Source organism: Ruminococcus champanellensis 18P13 = JCM 17042, assembly GCF_000210095.1.
GTDB lineage: Bacteria > Bacillota > Clostridia > Oscillospirales > Ruminococcaceae > Ruminococcus_F > Ruminococcus_F champanellensis.
Window position 1 is genome coordinate 1,073,839 of sequence record NC_021039.1, and the last position, 18,950, is coordinate 1,092,788.

The 18,950-nt window shown below is 55.2% G+C and carries 18 protein-coding genes; 9 read left to right on the forward strand and 9 right to left on the reverse strand.

The genetic code is table 11. The annotated features are described in order from the left end of the window. Positions 1 to 17 precede the first annotated feature (17 nt). Entirely contained in the window at positions 18 to 272 is a 255-nt protein-coding gene (locus tag RUM_RS04740; protein ID WP_015558060.1) for a hypothetical protein, read from the reverse strand. A 103-nt stretch (positions 273 to 375) separates the two neighbouring features. On the opposite strand from RUM_RS04740, the gene RUM_RS04745 reads away from it, so the two are divergent. From RUM_RS04745 to RUM_RS04755, 3 genes are all read left to right on the forward strand, one after another. Further along, the gene (locus RUM_RS04745) at positions 376 to 873 is read left to right on the forward strand and encodes a metallophosphoesterase family protein (RefSeq protein ID WP_015558061.1); all 498 of its coding nucleotides are present in this window, start codon (positions 376 to 378) and stop codon (positions 871 to 873) included. Positions 874 to 1,004: 131 nt separating this feature from the next. Further along, a complete protein-coding gene (locus tag RUM_RS04750; protein ID WP_015558062.1) occupies positions 1,005 to 3,515 on the forward strand; it encodes a YfhO family protein in 2,511 nt (836 codons plus the stop codon). Further along, positions 3,484 to 4,038 (forward strand): NUDIX domain-containing protein, encoded by a 555-nt coding sequence (locus RUM_RS04755; RefSeq protein WP_015558063.1) that lies wholly within the window; start codon positions 3,484 to 3,486, stop codon positions 4,036 to 4,038. The genes RUM_RS04750 and RUM_RS04755 overlap by 32 nt, the downstream gene beginning before the upstream one ends. Before the next feature lie 27 nt (positions 4,039 to 4,065). Here RUM_RS04755 and spoVG read toward each other — a convergent pair whose 3' ends face one another. Further along, the gene (spoVG, locus tag RUM_RS04760; RefSeq protein WP_015558064.1) at positions 4,066 to 4,362 is read right to left on the reverse strand and encodes a septation regulator SpoVG; all 297 of its coding nucleotides are present in this window, start codon (positions 4,360 to 4,362) and stop codon (positions 4,066 to 4,068) included. A gap of 155 nt (positions 4,363 to 4,517) precedes the next feature. On the opposite strand from spoVG, the gene murC reads away from it, so the two are divergent. From murC to RUM_RS04775, 3 genes are all read left to right on the forward strand, one after another. After that, a complete protein-coding gene (gene murC, locus RUM_RS04765; protein ID WP_015558065.1) occupies positions 4,518 to 5,933 on the forward strand; it encodes a UDP-N-acetylmuramate--L-alanine ligase in 1,416 nt (471 codons plus the stop codon). Positions 5,934 to 5,986: 53 nt separating this feature from the next. Next, the gene (locus RUM_RS12015) at positions 5,987 to 6,538 is read left to right on the forward strand and encodes a LexA family protein (protein ID WP_015558066.1); all 552 of its coding nucleotides are present in this window, start codon (positions 5,987 to 5,989) and stop codon (positions 6,536 to 6,538) included. A gap of 317 nt (positions 6,539 to 6,855) precedes the next feature. After that, positions 6,856 to 9,168 (forward strand): AMP-binding protein, encoded by a 2,313-nt coding sequence (locus RUM_RS04775; RefSeq protein ID WP_015558067.1) that lies wholly within the window; start codon positions 6,856 to 6,858, stop codon positions 9,166 to 9,168. A gap of 43 nt (positions 9,169 to 9,211) precedes the next feature. Here the strand turns inward: RUM_RS04775 and mnmL are convergent, their stop codons facing one another. The 6 genes from mnmL to RUM_RS04805 all read right to left on the reverse strand — a co-directional run bounded on the left by mnmL (position 9,212) and on the right by RUM_RS04805 (position 16,063). Beyond that, positions 9,212 to 10,198 carry a tRNA modification radical SAM protein MnmL/YtqA gene (gene mnmL, locus RUM_RS04780; protein WP_049775565.1) on the reverse strand — a complete coding sequence of 329 codons (987 nt, stop codon included), beginning with the start codon at positions 10,196 to 10,198 and terminating at the stop codon, positions 9,212 to 9,214. A 333-nt stretch (positions 10,199 to 10,531) separates the two neighbouring features. Then, the gene (gene fba, locus RUM_RS04785) at positions 10,532 to 11,395 is read right to left on the reverse strand and encodes a class II fructose-1,6-bisphosphate aldolase (protein WP_015558070.1); all 864 of its coding nucleotides are present in this window, start codon (positions 11,393 to 11,395) and stop codon (positions 10,532 to 10,534) included. A 112-nt stretch (positions 11,396 to 11,507) separates the two neighbouring features. Continuing rightward, a complete protein-coding gene (locus tag RUM_RS04790; RefSeq protein ID WP_015558071.1) occupies positions 11,508 to 12,461 on the reverse strand; it encodes a TPM domain-containing protein in 954 nt (317 codons plus the stop codon). A gap of 260 nt (positions 12,462 to 12,721) precedes the next feature. Beyond that, positions 12,722 to 14,785, reverse strand: a complete 2,064-nt coding sequence (locus RUM_RS04795; protein WP_015558072.1) for a hypothetical protein — start codon at positions 14,783 to 14,785, stop codon at positions 12,722 to 12,724. Then, entirely contained in the window at positions 14,760 to 15,671 is a 912-nt protein-coding gene (locus RUM_RS04800; RefSeq protein WP_015558073.1) for an ABC transporter ATP-binding protein, read from the reverse strand. The genes RUM_RS04795 and RUM_RS04800 overlap by 26 nt, the downstream gene beginning before the upstream one ends. Positions 15,672 to 15,691: 20 nt before the next feature. Then, positions 15,692 to 16,063, reverse strand: coding sequence for a GntR family transcriptional regulator (locus RUM_RS04805; protein ID WP_015558074.1), 372 nt, complete (start codon positions 16,061 to 16,063; stop codon positions 15,692 to 15,694). A gap of 241 nt (positions 16,064 to 16,304) precedes the next feature. Between RUM_RS04805 and RUM_RS04810 the strand changes: the two genes are divergently transcribed. Continuing rightward, entirely contained in the window at positions 16,305 to 17,363 is a 1,059-nt protein-coding gene (locus tag RUM_RS04810; RefSeq protein ID WP_015558075.1) for an SGNH/GDSL hydrolase family protein, read from the forward strand. On the opposite strand, the gene RUM_RS04815 is transcribed toward RUM_RS04810, so the two are convergent. Beyond that, complete coding sequence (locus RUM_RS04815) at positions 17,348 to 17,737, reverse strand: putative ABC transporter permease (protein WP_015558076.1); 390 nt, start codon at positions 17,735 to 17,737, stop codon at positions 17,348 to 17,350. The two genes, RUM_RS04810 and RUM_RS04815, sit on opposite strands and share 16 nt — an antisense overlap. A gap of 117 nt (positions 17,738 to 17,854) precedes the next feature. On the opposite strand from RUM_RS04815, the gene RUM_RS04820 reads away from it, so the two are divergent. Both RUM_RS04820 and RUM_RS04825 read left to right on the forward strand, forming a co-directional pair. Further along, positions 17,855 to 18,499 carry a potassium channel family protein gene (locus RUM_RS04820; RefSeq protein ID WP_041326274.1) on the forward strand — a complete coding sequence of 215 codons (645 nt, stop codon included), beginning with the start codon at positions 17,855 to 17,857 and terminating at the stop codon, positions 18,497 to 18,499. Positions 18,500 to 18,510: 11 nt separating this feature from the next. Continuing rightward, positions 18,511 to 18,936 carry a hypothetical protein gene (locus tag RUM_RS04825; RefSeq protein WP_015558078.1) on the forward strand — a complete coding sequence of 142 codons (426 nt, stop codon included), beginning with the start codon at positions 18,511 to 18,513 and terminating at the stop codon, positions 18,934 to 18,936. Positions 18,937 to 18,950 lie beyond the last annotated feature (14 nt).

The following is an 18,950-nucleotide window of genomic DNA, read 5'->3' on the forward strand; positions in this document are numbered from 1 at the left end:
CTTTGTGGGGTGTTGTCTTATTTTCCGCCGGTCAGTTTTTTATACAGTGCCTGCGCCTGGGCAGAGGACATGAGCTTTTCGATCAGCTTCGGGTTCTGCATGGCCTGCTGGAATTTGGCAGCCTCGCCCGGATTCATGCGCTGAATGGCACTGTCAAATTTCCCTGCCTCCAGCTGTGCCCGCAGCTCCTCCGGGGGGATCCCCAGCTTGCTGCTGACTGCTTTGAGCAGAGGCTCTGCATTGGAGGACTGGAGTTTATCCTTGATATCCATGTACACGCTTCCTTTCTTCCAACCAAGTGGATTTGCCGGAATTACTTGTATTTATAGCATAGATATGCTATAATCGAAACAAATAGAAGTGGGAGGTTCCATCATGCGCTTGATTGTACTGTCGGATTCACACCGGAACTATGATGCCCTGCGTCGGGTTTTTTGCCGCCATATGGATGCAGATCTGTTCATCCACCTGGGGGATGGGGAGGAGGAACTGGATCTGCTGCTGACCCAGTTCCCGGATCTGTCCGCCCGAACCTGGCATGTAAAAGGGAACTGCGATTACGACAGCATGAGCCTGCCGGTGCTGACCCTGGGGCTGGAGCACAGCCATCGGCTGGTAGCCACCCACGGGCACAATTACGGCGTCAACAGCTCCCTGGAGCATCTCAAGGCACTGGCACGTCAGAACGATGCGGATCTGGCACTGTTCGGACATACGCATGTCCGCTGCGCCCGGTATGAGGATGGGTTGTATCTGCTCAATCCCGGCAGCGTCAGCTGTCCCCGGGACGGCATGCCCCCCTCCTATGGCATCGTGGACGTGACCGAACAGGGGATTCTCACCAACATTGTGCCGGTAACCCCTCGCCCCTAGTGCATCCTATGCGGCAAAGGGGCGCCGGGTGCTGCGTCCGATCAAACTTTATGCGAAATCACCAAAAATATTTTGGAATTGGCTCTTCCATTATGAGGCAATTCGTGGTATAATCATCATTGGAGGAACTTATGGTCAAAAAGAACCTGCTTCTGATCCAGGAGGACGGCAAACGACAGTATCTGCGGATGTTTCTGCTGGGCTTTTTCACCTTGCTTGTGGTACTGCTGCCCATTGTGATCTTCAACAAGGGGTATTTCATCTACTACGGGGATTTCAATTCCCAGCAGATCCCGTTTTATCACCTCGCCCATGACGCAGTGCGCAGCGGTCAGCTGGGCTGGAACTGGCAGACGGATCTGGGGGCAAACTTTATCGGCTCCTACTCCTTCTACCTGCTGGGCAGTCCCTTCTTCTGGCTGACCATACCCTTCCCCAGCGGCGCAGTACCCTATCTGATACCCTGGCTGCTCTGCCTCAAGCACGGCATGGCGACTATGACCGGGTATGCCTATATCCGCCGCTTTGTGCGCAGTCCCCGTGCCGCCGCCATCGGTGCCATGCTCTACGCCTTTTCCGGCTTCCAGGCATACAACATTTTCTTCAACCACTTCCAGGATGTGACCGCTTTTTTCCCGTTGCTGCTGATTGCCCTGGAGGAACGGGTGAACAACAACCGCCGGGGGGTATTTGCTCTTGCGGTGGCACTGATGGCAATGCTCAATTACTTCTTCTTTGCCGGCCAGGTCGTATTCGTGCTGGTCTACTTTCTGTTTCGCTGCACCTGTAAGGATTTTCACATCACCCGGCGAAAGTTCTTCAGCATCGCCCTGGAGTCTATCATTGGCGTGTTGCTGTCGGCAGTGCTGCTGCTGCCCTCCTGTCTGACCATTCTGGAGAATAACCGGGTGACAGAGCGGCTGTACGGCATGAACATGGTGGCATACTCCGACCGTACCCGGATCATCCGGATTATCCAGAGCTTCTTTATGATCCCGGATGTACCGGCACGACCCAATCTGTTCAGCACGGACAGCGCCAAGTGGGCGTCCATTGGCGGCTATCTGCCCCTGTTCGGCATGACCGGCGTCATCGGCTTTCTGGGTACCCGGAAAAAGCACTGGGCTACCCGGATCACTCTGTTCTGCACGTTCTGCGCCTTCATTCCCATTTTCAATTCCGCCTTCTATGCCTTTAATGGCTCCTACTATGCAAGATGGTTCTATATGCCCATCCTGATCATGGCAATGATGACTGCCATTGCCCTGGACGATGTACAGATTTCTCTGAAGCAGGGCATCTGGATCAGCGGCGGCGTGCTGCTGTTCTGCCTGGCGGCATGTTTTATCCCCATCAAGGACGGGGAGGACATTAAATGGTTTGACTTTGCAAATTACCCCATCTACTTTGTGCTGATCCTGGCGCTGTGTGTGCTGAATCTGTGCGGGGTGGTCTGGCTTGCGGTATGCCGGAGGCGGGGAGAGCCGGTGCTGCGCCGGGCTATGGCGCTGACCATCGGGGCGTGCGTGCTCTGCACCGCCTCCGTGGTGTACTTCGGGGTTTCCTTAGGTCCCATCCCCCGTACCTACGCCCGGATCGGCATCGAGGGCGGCGAGAAGATTTCTCTGCCGGATCCCCGGGAGCAGTTTTACCGGATCGACATTTCGGAGGATTACGACAACTACCCCATGTTCTGGGGCTGTTCCAATATGCGTGCCTTTCAGAGCGTAGTGCCGGTTTCTATTATGGAATTTTACGACCAGGTCGGGGTCACCCGGGATGTGGCATCCCGTGCCTCCATTGAGCACTACACCCTTCGGGGGCTGTTCTCCGTCCGGTATTACTTTGACAAGGTGAATAACTCCAAGAAGGATGAATATTCCTTCGACTGCGGCCTGCCCGGGTTTGAATATGTGGGGATACAGAACGAATTCTATGTATACGAGAATCAGTACCACATCCCCATGGGCTTTACCTATGACAGCTATGTGTCCCAGGAGGATGTGGAGGGCAGATCCGGCATGAGCTGTGAAAAGGTGCTGATCAACTCCATTGTGCTGAACCAGGAGCAGATTCAAAAGTACGGCAGCCTGATGAAGCCAGTGCTTCAGAACAATGCCTATGGGTTGACGGAGGAACGATATCTGGAAGCCTGCCGGGAACGGGCGGAGCATGCCTGCGACAGCTTTCGGTATGATTCCAGCGGCTTTACCGGCACCATCACCATGGAGCAGCCCAATCTGGTGTTCTTCAGCGTGCCCTATGAGGCAGGATGGAGCGCCACGGTCAACGGGCAGCCGGTGGATGTGGAACGGGTCAGCTACGGCTTTATGGCAGTGGAAGCCCAGGCGGGGGACAATGTGATTGTCTTTACCTATGAGACACCGGGTCTGCGGATCGGCGCATGGCTTACCGGGGCTGGGGCATTGCTGCTGGTGCTGTATCTGCTGCTGACCAGGAAGTGCCGGAAGCAGGAGGCAAAGCAGGAGTGCTTCCACACCTGCTGGTATGGATATGACTTGCAGCAGGATGTGCCTGCCGCTATGCAGTATGCGGCATATTTGTCCCGGTACGCCGGGAGATGGAACGAGGAAGGGGAGAAGTCAGAAGATGCATCTGAACGAAGAGACAATCAAAAGTGAAACCGTATTTGAGGGGAAGATCCTCTATGTGACCCGGGACGTGGCAAAGCTGGAAAATGGCAGAGAAGCCATCCGGGATGTGATCCACCACAACGGGGGCGTATGCGTGGTGCCCCTGACGGAGCAGGGGCAGGTGCTGATGGTGCGGCAGTTCCGCTATCCGCACCACTGTGTGACCCTGGAGGTGCCCGCAGGAAAGCTGGAGCAGGGGGAGGAGCCTCTGACCTGCGGCATCCGGGAGCTATGGGAGGAAACCGGTACCAGGGCGGAATCTATGGAATATCTGGGTTCCCTGTTTCCCACGCCTGCATATGACACGGAAGTGATTCATATGTATCTTGCAAAGGGCTTGCAGGTGGGAGGCAGCCAGAAGCTGGATCCGGACGAGTTCGTGGACGTGGAGCGGATCGATCTGCGTGAGGCGGTAAATATGGTTTTGCGGAACGAGATCCAGGACGCCAAGACCCAGATCGCATTGATGAAGACCTATCTGCTGGAGCAACAAAAAAAGCAGGGAATGTAAACATTCCCTGCTGAAATTCAGAATGGATTATACAAGGGCATCGTGGGCGGATTCTTCTGCTTCAAGCAGTGCTAGATGCTGGGAGTAAGCCTCCAGAATCTGCTGCTCAAACATCTGTCGGGCGGCAGGGGAAATGGGATGTACAATATCCCGGAACACGCCGCTTTCGTCCTTTCTGCTGGGCATGGCGACGAACAATCGCTCATCCCCCTGGACGACCTTGATGTCGTGTACGGCAAGCATGTTGTCCAGCGTAACGGATACTACCGCACGCAGCCTGCCTTCTGTAATGATCTTTCGGATTTTGATGTCTGTAATTTCCATGTGTGCTACCTCCTTATGTTGTACGGATATGTCTAGCATGGTGTTACAATGTGGTGTGTATACGATGCTCCCTTGTATTCTGTATTATACACCATTTTTATGAACAATCAAAGCATCGCTTTGTGAATAAACTACAAAGGAACGAGATGGTTATTATGAATCTGAATATTTTAAATGGGAAAAAACATATTCACTTTATTGGGATCGGGGGCTCCGGTATGTATCCCCTGGCGCAGATTCTCCACAGCTGGGGCTATTATCTCACCGGGTCGGACAACAACGAAACCGAGACCCTGGAGGCTGTCCGGAAGCTGGGGATCCCGGTGATGCTTGGACAGCGGGCAGAGAATATTGCGGGGGCGGATCTGATCGTCCACACCGCAGCCATTATGGCGGACAATCCGGAGTTGATCGCTGCCAAAGCCAGCGGCGTACCGGTGCTGGAGCGCAGCGAACTGCTGGGCATCGTCACCTCCAAGTATGACAATGCCATCTGCATCTGCGGCACCCACGGAAAGACTACCACCACCTCCATGGCGGCGCAGATTCTGTTTACCGCCGGGGTGGATCTGTCCGCCTTCATCGGAGGCAAGCTGCCCTGTATCGGGGGCAGCGGCAGAGCCGGCAAAAGTGATATCATGGTATGTGAGTCCTGTGAATTTGTGGACACCTTTCTGAAGCTGTATCCGGACGTGGCAGTGATCCTGAACGTGGATGCGGACCATCTGGACTACTTCGGCACTCTGGAGAATGTGATCAAGTCCTTCCATAAGTTTGCCGAAAAGGCAAGCCGGACAGTGATCTACAACGGCAATGACTCCAACACCCGGAAGGCAGTGGAGGGCATCTCCGGCAAGGAGATGATTACCTTCGGCAATACGCCGGACTGCGATTACTATGCGGCACAGGTGCAGCATGTCAGCGGCATGGAGACGCACTTCATCGCTATGCATCATGACAAGCCCATGGGAGAGATCGTGCTGCATGTAGCAGGGATTCACAACGTACTGAACGCCATGGCAGCCATTGCGGCGGCGGATCACGCAGGGGTTCCCTTTGATGCAATTCAGAAGGGGCTGTGTGAATTCCGGGGCGCAGGCAGACGCTTTGAAAAGGTTGCCCAGGTTGGGGGCATTACGGTGGTGGACGATTATGCACACCATCCGGCGGAGCTGACGGTGACGCTGAATGCGGCAAAGGAAATGGGCTACCGCCATGTGTGGGCGGTGTTCCAGCCCTTTACCTTCTCCCGGACAGCTATGCTGCTGGATGACTTTGCAAAGGCTCTGTCCATTGCGGATACGGCGGTGCTGACGGATATTATGGGTTCCCGTGAGAAGAATACCTACCACATTTTCACGCGGAATCTGGCGGAGAAGATTCCGGGCTGCGTCTGGTTCCCCCAGGATGAAACCGAGGAGCCGAACGATACCCGGAAGTACCACAATTTTGACCAGGTTTGCGACTATATCTGCAAGCACGCACAGCCGGGGGATCTGGTGATTACCCTGGGCTGCGGAGATGTATACAAGATCTCCCGGCGGCTTGCAAAGGAACTGCCACAGGGCTGATAACGAGGAGAGGAGCGGATTTTCCTGCATATGCGGAAAATCAGTGATGAATCATGCTGAACGATCAGGCACGTGCAGTCTATGACTATATCAGACTGCGTACCGAAACAGACATTCCGCCGTCCGTGCGGGAGATCTGCGCCGCACTTGGGATGAAATCCACTTCCACCGCACACCGTTACATCAATTTGTTGGTGGCGGATGGATACCTGGAGAAATCAGGGAATCAAAACCGGGGAATCCGGCTCGCCGGAGGTCGGCCTTTGCGGATCCCGGTGGTATCCCGGCTGGATGGTACCCCGGAGCAGGCAGAAAGCTATGTTGCCTTTTATCCGCTGCCCCAGGGTGACACCCGATATGTGGCATGGCGGATGCCGGATGAGACCGGCTTGGCATACGGCATACAGCCAGGGGATCTGCTGGTGATCGGTCTGGGGACACCTCCGGCGCCGGACATGCTCTTGGTGTGTGCGGCAGAGGGAGAACCGGTGCTGACACGGGACACCACAGGGGACTGTGTGGGCTTTGTGGCGGCAGTATGGCGCAGTATGCTTCCGGCACAAAATTTTTTTTCAGAACCCCTTGACAAAGCCGAGAGAACGTGATATACTCATGTCAATGGCGATGACGAAGACTGCATCGGATATCATTTTGCGCAGAGAGCCGGCGGCTGGTGTAAGCCGGTGAAAATATACCGATTGCTGATCCCTTCCGAGCTGAAACCTGAACGGTGTAAACCAAGTAGGCGTTTCCGTTTTTGCTGCGTGAAGGCAATAGGCTTGTTGGAGCCGATGAGGGGCGCAATGCGCAATTTGAGTGGTACCGCGGGAACATATCTCGTCTCAAAGAACATGATCTTTGAGACGAGTTTTTTATTTGTCTCAAAGGTGAACAATCAAATGCATAGAAAGGATGAAACGCAATGGGAGCAAACATGGATCACGCAATCAAAGAGGTTGCAGAGCGTATTCGGGCTGTGCGGGAGGACGTGGGGCTTTCCGTAGAGGAAATGGCGAAGCGCACGGATGTATCCGTTGAGGAGTACAAGGCGCTGGAGGCAGGACAGAGTGACTTCAGCTTTACGTTTATTTACAAATGCGCCAAGGCATGCGGCGTGGAGATCACGGATGTGATGGAAGGCGAAAGCCCCAAGGTAACCAGCTACACTGTGACAAGAGCCGGCAAGGGGCTGCCCATCGTGCGGCGTGAGGGCTTTGCCTATTACCGTCTGGCACCCCAGTTCCGTCACAAAATCAGTGAGCCCTTCTTTGTAAAGATCCCCTATTCCGAAGAAGCAATGGACAAGCCTTTGCATATGGCATCCCACGAGGGACAGGAATTTGATATCGTGGTCAAGGGCTGCATGAAGATCTATATCGGCGACCACAGCGAGATTCTCCACCCCGGCGACAGCATCTACTACGACAGCTCCACGCCCCACGATGAGGTTGCCATCGGCGGTGAGGACTGCGAGATCTACGCCATCGTTATGAACCCCAACGGTCAGGGAGGCGTGCCGGAGTATAAGGAGCATGTGCAGACCCGTGTGCTCACCAACGTGGACAAGGCTGGGCTGGTGCATCCGGTTGCAGAAAAGTTTGTGTCCACCACTACGGATGAATTCGGGCATCTGACCGGTATTGAATACCACAACACCGACACCTTCAACTTTGGCTTTGACATCGTGGACAAGGTTGCGGAAAAGACTCCGGACAAGCTGGCAATGCTCCATGTGTCCAATGACTTTACAGAGCGCCGCTTTACCTTTGCGGATATGAAGCACTATTCCAATATGACCGCCAACTACTTCCGCTCCCTGGGCATCAAGAAGGGCGACCGGGTGATGCTGGTACTCAAGCGGCACTATCAGTTCTGGTTCTCTATCGTAGCTCTGCACAAGCTGGGTGCTATCGCAATCCCGGCAACCAACCAGCTGCTGGAGCACGATTATGTATATCGGTTTGATGCAGCAGGCGTCAGCGCCATTGTCTGCACCGGTGACGGGGATGTAACCACCCACGTTGAGGGCGCTGTCAAGCAGTGCAAGTCCGTTAAGACCCTGATCTGCACCGGCGGACCTCGTCCGGGCTGGCATGATTTCGACGGAGAGCTTCCTGCATACAGCGACAAGTTCGAGCGGACGGAGGATACCTCCTGTGGTGATGACCCGATTCTGATGTTCTTCACTTCCGGCACCACCGGCTACCCGAAGATTGCAACCCACAGCCACAAGTATGGTCTGGGGCACTTCCTGACTGCAAAGTACTGGCAGAATGTAGATCCCAATGGTCTCCACTTCACCATTTCCGACACCGGTTGGGGCAAGGCACTCTGGGGTAAGCTGTACGGTCAGTGGATGAATGAAGCACCGGTATTCACCTATGACTTTGACCGGTTCGACGCAAACAAGATCCTGCCCATGTTCGCAAAATACCACATCACCACCTTCTGCGCACCGCCCACCATGTTCCGTTTCTTCATCAAGGAGGATCTGTCCAAGTTTGATCTGTCTTCTCTGAAGTATGCGGTGGTTGCCGGTGAGGCACTGAACCCGGAGGTATACAACCGGTTCCTGGAGGCTACGGGCATCAAGCTGATGGAGGGCTTTGGTCAGACTGAAACCACCCTGTCCATTGCCAACTTCGTAGGGGATTCCAATAAGGTCGGCTCCATGGGCAGACCCAGCCCCCTGTACGACATCGATATCGTGCTGCCGGACGGCACACCTGCAAAGCCCGGTGAGACTGGTGAGATCGTGATCCGCACCGACAAGAAGGTTCCCTGCGGCTTGTATCTGGGCTATTACAACAACGAGGAAAAGACCAAGGAAGCATGGCACGATGGTGCTTATCACACCGGCGATACTGCATGGCGGGATGAGGACGGCTACTTCTGGTATGTGGGTCGTGTAGACGATCTGATCAAATCCTCCGGCTACCGGATCGGACCCTTCGAGATCGAAAGCGTTATCATGGAACTGCCCTATGTGCTGGAGTGTGCCATCACTGCTGCGCCGGACGAGATCCGTGGCCAGGTGGTAAAGGCGTCCATCGTTCTGACCAAGGGTACGGAGGCTTCTGAGGCTTTGAAGAAGGAGATCCAGAACTACGTCAAGGAGCATACCGCTCCCTACAAGTATCCGAGAATCGTAGAATTTATGGAGGAGCTGCCCAAGACCATCAGCGGCAAGATCCGCCGTGTAGCACTGCGGGAAAGCAGCGAAAAGCAGAAATAATACGGGTAATAAGAAAGCGGAGCATGTGCTCCGCTTTTTTTATTCAGGGCAAAGCCACCTGGCATGCATTGTGCAGTGCTGCCCCAAGGGCTTTGCCCTGCCAGCTGTCTGCCTGTGCCTGCGCCTTGTCGATGGCGGACAGTACCGCAATTTTCCGCATGCTCCACAGTGGGGCGATCAGCTTATTCCGATCACCGTCCCCGGTAATACGTTCGATGACGGTCTCCGGGGGCAGCACCTCCAGCTGCCGGAGGATCACGGACACATACTCCGCCTGGGACATGACGGAAAACCTGCCGGCATTATACCAGTCCGCCAGAGCCGTGCCCCGGATCACATGCAGCAGTTGTAGCTTTACTGCATCCGGATGCAGCAGCCCCACCTGCCGGGCGGATTCTACCATCTGCACAGGAGTTTCCCCCGGCAGTCCGTTAATGAGATGCACACAGGTGCGGATCCGCCGTTGGTGCAACTGCTCCATGGCATTCGCAAAGATGGAAAAGGGGTAGCCCCGGTTGATGCGCCGGGCGGTATCGTCCATACAGGTCTGCAAGCCCAGTTCCACCGTCAGATTTGTCCGGTGGGACAGCTCCTCCAGGTACGCCAGAACATCTGTGGGCAGGCAGTCGGGACGGGTGCCGATGGCCAATCCCATCACTGCCGGATGGGAAAGGGCAGGTTCGTACACCTGCCGGAGCCGTTCCACCGGGGCGTAGGTATTGGTATGCACCTGGAAATAGGCAATGACCCGTGGATCCGGATCCCTTTTCCGGATCCGGGCAAGCTCCGCTTCCAGTTGCTCCGGGATAGGCATGGCGGCAGCATGGGTGAAATAGCCGCTGCCGCCGTCGCAGAATACGCAGCCACCTGTGCCGCAGGTGCCGTCCAGATTCGGGCAGGAAAAGCCCCCGTCCAGCACAGCTTTCCAGATGCGTCTGCCGTAGGTGTGTCGGTTGTGATGGGCAAGGGTGTGATAGCGCTTATTGTCGTCAGAATAGGGGAAGGGGTTCATGGCTTGCTCCTTTGACATCAAAATGCCGTCCGCAGAGAGGGTGGACTGCGGACGGCTGGAACATTGCATATGCAATGGGGTTGTTAGTCTGTTCCGTACCGGCGTATCCGCTCCGGAACAGTGAAGGTTAGAAAGAAGTAGAGCACTTCGGCATACCGTGTAAAACTCGCCTGGCGGCTTTGCACGGCACAGATTGCGGAAACCGCTTTGCCTTGATTTCATGCTCTTAGTATACCGGCAGTTTGTGAAAGCTGTGCGAAAGCCCCATAAAAGCAGGATGAAAATCCGGCGATGCAGGACATGAAAAAGCGCCGCAGCATTCCACTGCGGCGCTTTGGATGCAAAACCGGATTAAGCCTTGCCGATGGAACCGAACAGCTCCATCTTTTCCTTTACGGTTGCCTTGATTGCTTCAAAGCCGGGAGCCAGCAGCTTTCTCGGGTCAAAGCCCTTGCCCTGCAGATCCTTGCCAGCTTCGATGTACTCTCTGGTAGCAGCCTGGAATGCCAGCTGGCACTCGGTGTTTACGTTGATCTTTGCAACGCCCAGGGAGATTGCCTTCTTGATCATGTCAGCCGGAATGCCGGTGCCGCCGTGGAGTACCAGAGGCATGTCGCCAACCTTTTCCTTTACAGCAGCCAGGGTCTCAAAGCTCAGACCAGGCCAGTTTGCAGGGTACTTGCCGTGGATATTGCCGATGCCGGCAGCCAGCATGGTAACGCCCAGGTCAGCGATTGCCTTGCACTCATCCGGATCTGCGCACTCGCCGGCGCCGATGACGCCGTCCTCTTCGCCGCCGATGGAGCCAACCTCAGCTTCCAGGGACAGACCCAGTACGTCGCAGGTGTGAACCAGCTGTGTGGTCTTTTCAATGTTCTCAGCGATGGGGTAGTGAGAACCATCGAACATGATGGAGGAGAAGCCTGCGTTGATGCAAGCCTTTGCGCCCTCAAAAGAGCCGTGATCCAGGTGCAGCGCAACCGGAACGGTGATGTTCAGTTCCTTGAGCATGCCGTTTACCATGCCTACAACGGTACGGTAGCCGCACATATACTTACCTGCGCCCTCGGATACACCAAGGATGACAGGGGAATTTTGCTCCTGAGCGGTGAGCAGGATTGCCTTTGTCCACTCCAGATTATTGATGTTGAACTGACCGACAGCGTACTTGCCGTCTCTTGCCTTGTTGAGCATTTCCTTTGCTGAAACCAACATATTTGTGACCTCCAAATTCATTTTCGGCTCTGTGCAGACAGAGCTGTGAAATCTTTGCTCCTTCTATTATAAACGATTCTGCGAAAAAATGCAAGTCTTTTGTTTGCATATGCTACCGCTCCAGGGTTTCCGCCTCGCTGAAGAATTTTTTCGCTGCCGCAGCTGCCCCATCCCGGCGCTCCATATCGATCCGATCCAGCATGGCACCGATGGTGGTGCCGCCAATGCTGCTTCGCATTTTGCCGCCCAGGCTTACATACATCATTTCCCCCTGGGTGTCCAGCATCAGCAGGATCCCGTCCGTTTCCGTTCCGTACAGCTTTTCAAACAGGGCGTCCGCAGCCTCCTGGCTGGCGTCCTCGCTGGTGCATACCACAGCGGTCAGCTTCTTGCTGGTGTACAACTGCTTTGCGGTATCCTCCAGATCGGCGATATCCGCCGGATCCATGGCACCTGCCTGGTCGAATACATGGGCAGGGCATACTTCGGCAATGGTATCCAGCACAGTCTGCACCGCCTGTTGATAATCCGACACAGCCAGCATGGGGGAGATCCGGATCAGCAGCTCCGTGCGGACAGAATCTGTCAGAAATCTGCCGCAATCTCCGGACACATACAGGTAATCCTCTCCTGTGTCGTTGTTGATGAGAAACAGCACGCCGCTGCTGTCCGCCGGGTACAGGGCTTCATAGTCTGCCTGGGCGTAGGCGGCAGGCTTCTGATCCCCCAGCTTCTGCACAATGTCAATGGTCAGATTCAGATGATACTGCCTTGCGATCTTGGCGGCAGACTGGTTCAGACTGGTGCGCAGGGCTGTATCCAGTACCTTGTCCGGATCCAGGATATGCTCCGTTTCCGGATCTACCTGTCCTAAGTCATGGGTCTGTACCGGCTCCTGGGTGGCCTCCTCCGTGGGAGGCTGCGTTTCTGCGCCGGCGGTGTCCTGCTGGGGCGCATCCTGGGATGCGGCAGGGGCACTGCTTTCTTCGTTTTCCACCTTCCGGCAGCCCTGCAATCCAGCCAGCAGCATGGCGCAGAGAATGCATACAATGGCAAATCGTTTCATGTACAAGGTTCCTTTCTGTTCCGGCAGTCCGTATGGGCAACCGTGTTGTTCTGCTTCCATTATAGCACGCCGGCGGTGGGATTTCAACCGGAAAAAGGGCACAGGCATAAGGAAGCCCGCAGCATCCGTAGACACTGCGGGCAAGGAGGAAAGCAATTGGTTATGGATGGACAATGCCCCAGAGCATCAGCGCTTCTTTGATCTCGTCCGGGGTCAGATGGCTGCCTTCGCTGCGAAGGTATGCATCCAAAGGTGTCAGATTACAGCATGGCACCCGTATCAATCTTTGGCGTATCCGGGCTTTTCGGCGGCTCGCCGATCAATTGATCCATCAGGAACGGGCAGTCCGGGGACAGAAAATAGTATTCCCCGTTATAGCGCAGTACATAGTCCCCGGTGGTGCTGCCGTAGTTGGACGCATAGGGCAGCAGAAAACCGGCGGAGGGGATCTCTTCAGAGGTTTCGGCATCCGTGATCGGAAAGTTGATGTACACCCGGTCGTGCTCCGTGCCCAGATAATAAAGGATTCCGCTGGAATCGGCGGCTTCCGTGTCGGAATCCGGAGCTGGCGGTGTGCATTTGTATGTCTTGAGCATTTCCATGGTGTTGGTAAAGCTGCTGCGTACCGGGATGCCGTTGGCATACAAATAGATCTCCTTTGGCTCCAGGAATTCCTGGTCGGACATATTCATCCAGTCCTGCATGTAGGCGATCTTGAACTCCCGGATAAACTGCTGATAGGAGTCGGGAGCAAAGTAAGTGGCGTTTGTTTGGTTGCTGTCCTCCACCCGAAGCTCCGGTCCGAAATTGTCAAGCCGTTCGTCCAGGGTCGCCTGCATCCACGCATTGCTGCGCATAACCGGCTCCACCAGGTCAGCCCACTGCTCCGCTGTAATGGTGTACCGGCGGGTGAACTGTGCTCCCAGCTTCAGGTGGTAGGTAATGCGGATCTGGGTTGGACTGCTTCCATAGTGGTCATTGTCTCTCGCATCATAGGCGTTCAGCAGCCGCTTGTGCAGCCCATACACTGCTTCAATCTGTTCCGGCTCTGTCAGCTCCACCTTGGGTTGGGCCTCCATGCCGCTGTCCCAGTAAATGGAGTTGTAGTTTTCGTTGCAGGAGAAGGTGATGCTGCTGATGTTGGATTCCTCCGGCAGACGCTGCACGACACCGAAGTAGTCGGTGGCATCCAGCAGGGCGGTGAATCCGGCAATGACCGCCATGGTCACAGCAAACCGGATCAGGGACTTGTAGAATTTCTTAAAGCCCCGGTTGGTGATGATCTCTGCGATCAGATACACCACCGCCGAGAAGATCAGCACCGGGATCAGGGTATCCGCATCGCTGACAGCAATGGCATACAGACAGGTCATCAGAGCGCCCATGGTGAAGTAGTACATGAACCGGTATACATAGGGCTTGGAGGTGTCCTCCGCCTTTCTGTGCCGATACAGCAGGTAGGTTACGCCTACCAGCACCAGGATCTCTGCCAGATAGGCCGCTGCCCAACTGCCGACGGGGTATTGGGTTTCATTTTCCAGAAAGGAGAAGAATACGGATCCGGCACCAACCGGCCCGGTATACTCCAACAGCTTCAGCAGAGTGGATTCAATGTCGATGCCGTACATGCCGCCCTGGAGATAGACCAGACCGAATACCACAACGGTAATGGGCACCAGGAACAGGACGCATATTGTGGCGATGAGGGATTCAGCCTGGGTGCCGCAGCAGGTCATGGCAAAGACGGTGCAGGCGTACAGGAACAGCATGCCCAGTGCCACGATGATGATGCATTTGAGGGCGGCAAGCTCCAGAGAAAAGGGTATTTCGCCCAACATTTCCCGCAGACCGTCCTGGAGGATGCATCCGGTTTCAAAGATGGCGTAGCACAGACCGCAGGCTGCCAGGAAGGGGAGCAGATACATGGCAGCACCGGTGAGAAAATCGCTGAAGAACCGCTGCCGGGTGTTGATCGGCAGGGCGTAGGTCATATCCACCTTTGCCTTCCGGAACAGATAGTCAAAGGAGCCCACGGCAAACAGGAAGCCCAGCAGCAGGGAGACGCAGAAAAAGATCATGCCCAAGCCTGCGTACATGCTTCCGTACCGCACCCAGTAGGGCTCCTCTACGGGATTGCCATCCAAGTTGTAGGGGACATAGTGAAGGAGTGCACTGCTTGTCAGCACTGTGGACAGCACGATCAGGGGCAGTCCCAGCAGCTGCAGGACACCGTAGACGATTAGCGGCTTCCGGTTGGCAATGAGCTTTGTGCGGGCATTGAGCCAGAACGGCCGCAGCTTACTCTGTGATGGCGTTGCTGTCATAGCCAAGCACCTCCAGTTCGTAAATAAAGATTTCTTCCAGTGTCAGAGGGATCACGTCCAGTACAACGGGGTCAAGGGGCGCCAGACACTGCCGGAGCTCCTCCTCTGTGCCCTTGGCGATGATGTAGCAGACGCTGGAGGACTGCTCGAAATGCATGACCTCCACCCCAAGCGCCTTTGCCCGTTCTGCGTCCAGTTGCTGTCCGGCACCTGGCACCACCTGCAGCTTGTGGATGCTGCTTTTCACGCTGTCCAGTTCCCGGGAAAAGACGATCTTTCCCTGGTGGAGCAGCGCCACCGTGTCGCAGACCTCATTGATCTCCTTCAGATTGTGGGAGGAGATGATGGTGGTCAGATTCCGGTCCAGCATAGCGTCCACGATCATGCGCTTGACGATGATCCGCATGGTGGGATCCAGTCCGTCAAAGGCTTCGTCCAGCAGCAGGTAATCCGTGCGGCATGCCAGGGCAATGATGACGATAGCCTGCCGCTTCATGCCCTTGGAAAAGGTGCTGAGCTTTTTCTTCAGGGGCAGCTTGATGTTTGCCCGGAGCTTTTCAAAGGCTTCCTCGGAAAAGTTCGGGTAATAGGGCTTGTAGAAGTTTTTCAGCTCCTCCAGGGTGTAGCTGGTGAACTGGACGGTTTCATCGTTGATGAAAAAGATCCGCTGCTTGGTCAGCACATTGTCATAGGCAGGCTGACCGTCCACCAGCAGCTCGCCTCCCTCCGGTCGGTAGATGCCGGAGATCAGCCGCAGGATGGTGGATTTTCCGGCGCCGTTGGAACCCAGCAGTCCGAATGCGGTGCCGGTGGGAATGGTCAGATCCACCCCATCCAACACCGGGGTGGTGTCGAATTTCTTTACCAGTTGATTGAGTTCTATCATGGTTCCGTACCCTCGCTCTGTTACGGAGCGCTCCTTTCTTTCTCTGTCACTGCATCGATCCGGTTTTTCAGCTCATCCGGGGTCACGCCCGCCTTCAGAGCCTCCCGGACAGATTCGTCAAAATCGATCAGCGCATACTCCTTGATTTCCATATCGCTGATGCGGGATATAAAGCTGCCTCGTCCGGAAAGGGAGTAAATGACCTTGCTGCGCTCCAATTCCTGATATGCTTTGGCAACGGTGTTGGGATTTACGCCAAGCTCCTTTGCAAGGGCACGCACACTGGGCAGTTGGTCATTTTCCGACAGCACGCCCTTGATGATCAGCTCGATTGTCTTTTTGTAAAGCTGTTCGTAGATGGGCACACGGCTTTGCAGGTCAATATCAAACATCAGGCACCTCCTGTTCCGTGGCGTATTAGCTGTACCACTATTGATATTACACTTAATACTTTAGCACAGGTTTTCGGCTTTGTCAAGAGGTTTTCTGCAAAAATGAAAAAGCACAGGAAATGCTCCTGTGCAAATACCCGTTGACGGAACGGGAGTGCTGTGCTATACTATGTATAAAATAAGGGTATCCTGCGCAGAACACCTGTGGAGGACCGCCGCAGATATGGAGATAGGATTGCGTATGGGTACATGGATTTCACCGGCGGACCCGGCTTTGCAGTACATGGGCAGGATCGACCGGTCACAGGGGGCGTCTCCTGCTTTTTACTATGCCGGATCCCAGGTGCGTCTGGGTTTTACCGGAGACCGGCTTGCGGTCAGGGTGCAGAACACCCGGTTCTACAACCGGATCCAGCTTGGCTACTGGTTGGACGGAGCGGAGGGGGTGCTGGATCTGTCCGACACGCCGGAGCCACAACTGCTGGAGATTCCGGTGACCCGGTGCCGCCCTCTGCATCGTCTGATCCTGTTCAAGCGGCAGGATGCCACCCACTATTTTCGGCTATTGGGGTTTGAACTGGCAGAGGGGGGATGTGCCTGCAAGCTCCCCCCCTTGCCCCAGCGGCGGATCGAATGCTACGGAGACAGCGTCAGTGCCGGAGCAGTCTGCGAGGCTTATGAGGCAGTGGGACAGACGGATCCTCCCGCAAAATGTGATGGTACAGCGGACAACGCCTGGTATGCGTTTCCCATGCAGACTGCCAGGCTTCTGGGAGCACAGATCCACAACATTGCCCAGGGTGGCATTGCCCTGCTGGATCATACGGGGTATTATCATGGCGGACAGATCGGTATGGAATCCGTATACAATAAGCTGTGTTACATTCCCGAAACGGATACCGGGGTGACGGACTGGGACTTTGCAGCATACACACCCCAGGTGGTGATTTTGGCGTTCGGTCAGAACGATCATCACATCGGGCAGCAGGACAATATCCTTCTGACCGGTCAGCGGCGCATTGCCTGGAAAAACCGGTACCTGGAGCTGCTGGGGGATCTGATGGACAAATACCCCCGGGCAGTGTTTATCCTGACTCTGACAGTGCTGCAGCACGATGCGGATTTTGAGCGGGTGCTGGATGAGATACAGGAAACGGCGGGCAGTGACCGGGTGCTGCGGTATCGGTTCCGCCGCACGGGAACGGGCACTCCGGGGCATCCCCGGGTGCCGGAGCAGTCGGAAATGGCAAGCGAGCTGACCCAGTTTATTTTGAGCCTGGGGGATCAGATCTGGGTGTGAAGCCGCCGCTGTACCAGCCGACAGATGCCGCAGGCAGGGATACTCAGGAAAAACCACAGTATGGAAAAAGGCAGGCAGATCTGCCCCAGCAGATTCAGCGGTACGGTGGTATAATCCCATACGCCCCAACGGAGCACCAGATTGTCGATGACGCCTACGGTAAATTCCATGGCGGTGATAAACAGCGCCCCCAGCAGGCAGCGCTGCCACAGGGGTGCCTGCAGCCGCAGGTTCACATCATATAGGAACACCAGTACGGTGCCTCCCACTACTGCCATGGTCCAGTGGGTATAGCCCCGTGCAAGAATCTCGATCAGGCTGTATATAAAATAACCGAGCAGAAACATAAGCATGCGTTCGCCGAGCGGTTTCATACTGCACCTCCTTACGATGTTGCATAAAGCAAGTATCTGCGTCCGGCGGCGCAATATACATGAAAGCAGGGCGGCACTGCACAAAGATTGTGCGTATTGCCCGGATAGGGGAAGATGATGAAATCTTTTTTGATTATTGGATTGGGGCGCTTTGGCAGGCATATGGCGAAAACTTTGGTGGAGCAGAAAAACGAGGTGCTTGCCATTGACATTGATGAGCACCGGGTCAACGATTCCATGCAGTATGTGTCCAACGTACAGATCGGCAACGCCACCAACGAGCGGTTTGTTTCCTCCCTTGGGGTGGGGAATTTTGATGTGTGCGTGGTTGCCATCGGGGATAATTTTCAGGCATCCCTGGAGGCGACCTCTCTGCTGAAGGAATGCGGTGCCCGGTATGTGCTGGCGCGGGCAAGCCGGGATGTACACAAGAAATTTCTGCTGCGCAACGGGGCGGACGAGGTAGTCTATGCGGAGCGGGAACTGGCGGAGCGGCTTGCCATCAAGCATGGCTCCAATCATGTGTTCGATTATATGAAGCTGGCGGACGATTATGCCATTTATGAGATCTCTGTGCCGGAATCCTGGGTGGGGAAGACCATCGTAGGCAAGGCGATCCGGCAGAAGTATCAGATCAGCATCCTTGCCACAAAGGAAAACGGACATATTTACCCGCTGCCCTCTCCGGATCATGTGTTCAAGCAGAATGAGACGCTGATGATCATGGGACACCAGAAGGATGTCCAGGCGATCACGAAGTAGGGGGCTGTGCCATGGGAATGAATCTATTTCATCTGACGAACGAAGCCATGGAGCAGGCATTGGCAAAAGCCATGATGCCCGGGGATCGGTTTTCCTGCCCGGTGTATGTCAGCTTCGGCAGGCCGTCTGTGTTTAGCTCGTCCCTGTCCAATCAGTATGGCTATGCGGCGGTCACAGAAAGCAATTGCCTGGTGGTGGTGCGGTACAATATGCTGGGTATGAAATTGTCCAGCCAGTATTATGCCTTGCAGGATCTCCAGTCCCTGTCCGTTGGCAGAGGGATCGGCTCTCTGACCTCCATCAAGCTGACCTTTGCCGCCGGCACCGGCACGGAGCAGCTGCATCTGCGTGTCAGTCCAAAGGTGTATATGTCCGGGCTGACCGGTCAGGCGCAGAATCTGGAGGGACTGATCGATGCTCTGGAACGGTGGAAGTAAAACTGCATCGAAAA

What these genes read in the sequence shown, in the direction of transcription:
- RUM_RS04740 (WP_015558060.1), bottom strand. Translation starts at nt 272, where the DNA reads ATGGATATCAAGGATAAACTCCAGTCCTCCAATGCAGAGCCTCTGCTC.
- RUM_RS04745 (WP_015558061.1), top strand. Translation starts at nt 376, where the DNA reads ATGCGCTTGATTGTACTGTCGGATTCACACCGGAACTATGATGCCCTG.
- RUM_RS04750 (WP_015558062.1), top strand. Translation starts at nt 1,005, where the DNA reads ATGGTCAAAAAGAACCTGCTTCTGATCCAGGAGGACGGCAAACGACAG.
- RUM_RS04755 (WP_015558063.1), top strand. Translation starts at nt 3,484, where the DNA reads ATGCATCTGAACGAAGAGACAATCAAAAGTGAAACCGTATTTGAGGGG.
- spoVG (WP_015558064.1), bottom strand. Translation starts at nt 4,362, where the DNA reads ATGGAAATTACAGACATCAAAATCCGAAAGATCATTACAGAAGGCAGG.
- murC (WP_015558065.1), top strand. Translation starts at nt 4,518, where the DNA reads ATGAATCTGAATATTTTAAATGGGAAAAAACATATTCACTTTATTGGG.
- RUM_RS12015 (WP_015558066.1), top strand. Translation starts at nt 5,987, where the DNA reads ATGCTGAACGATCAGGCACGTGCAGTCTATGACTATATCAGACTGCGT.
- RUM_RS04775 (WP_015558067.1), top strand. Translation starts at nt 6,856, where the DNA reads ATGGGAGCAAACATGGATCACGCAATCAAAGAGGTTGCAGAGCGTATT.
- mnmL (WP_049775565.1), bottom strand. Translation starts at nt 10,198, where the DNA reads ATGTCAAAGGAGCAAGCCATGAACCCCTTCCCCTATTCTGACGACAAT.
- fba (WP_015558070.1), bottom strand. Translation starts at nt 11,395, where the DNA reads ATGTTGGTTTCAGCAAAGGAAATGCTCAACAAGGCAAGAGACGGCAAG.
- RUM_RS04790 (WP_015558071.1), bottom strand. Translation starts at nt 12,461, where the DNA reads ATGAAACGATTTGCCATTGTATGCATTCTCTGCGCCATGCTGCTGGCT.
- RUM_RS04795 (WP_015558072.1), bottom strand. Translation starts at nt 14,785, where the DNA reads ATGACAGCAACGCCATCACAGAGTAAGCTGCGGCCGTTCTGGCTCAAT.
- RUM_RS04800 (WP_015558073.1), bottom strand. Translation starts at nt 15,671, where the DNA reads ATGATAGAACTCAATCAACTGGTAAAGAAATTCGACACCACCCCGGTG.
- RUM_RS04805 (WP_015558074.1), bottom strand. Translation starts at nt 16,063, where the DNA reads ATGTTTGATATTGACCTGCAAAGCCGTGTGCCCATCTACGAACAGCTT.
- RUM_RS04810 (WP_015558075.1), top strand. Translation starts at nt 16,305, where the DNA reads ATGGGTACATGGATTTCACCGGCGGACCCGGCTTTGCAGTACATGGGC.
- RUM_RS04815 (WP_015558076.1), bottom strand. Translation starts at nt 17,737, where the DNA reads ATGAAACCGCTCGGCGAACGCATGCTTATGTTTCTGCTCGGTTATTTT.
- RUM_RS04820 (WP_041326274.1), top strand. Translation starts at nt 17,855, where the DNA reads ATGAAATCTTTTTTGATTATTGGATTGGGGCGCTTTGGCAGGCATATG.
- RUM_RS04825 (WP_015558078.1), top strand. Translation starts at nt 18,511, where the DNA reads ATGGGAATGAATCTATTTCATCTGACGAACGAAGCCATGGAGCAGGCA.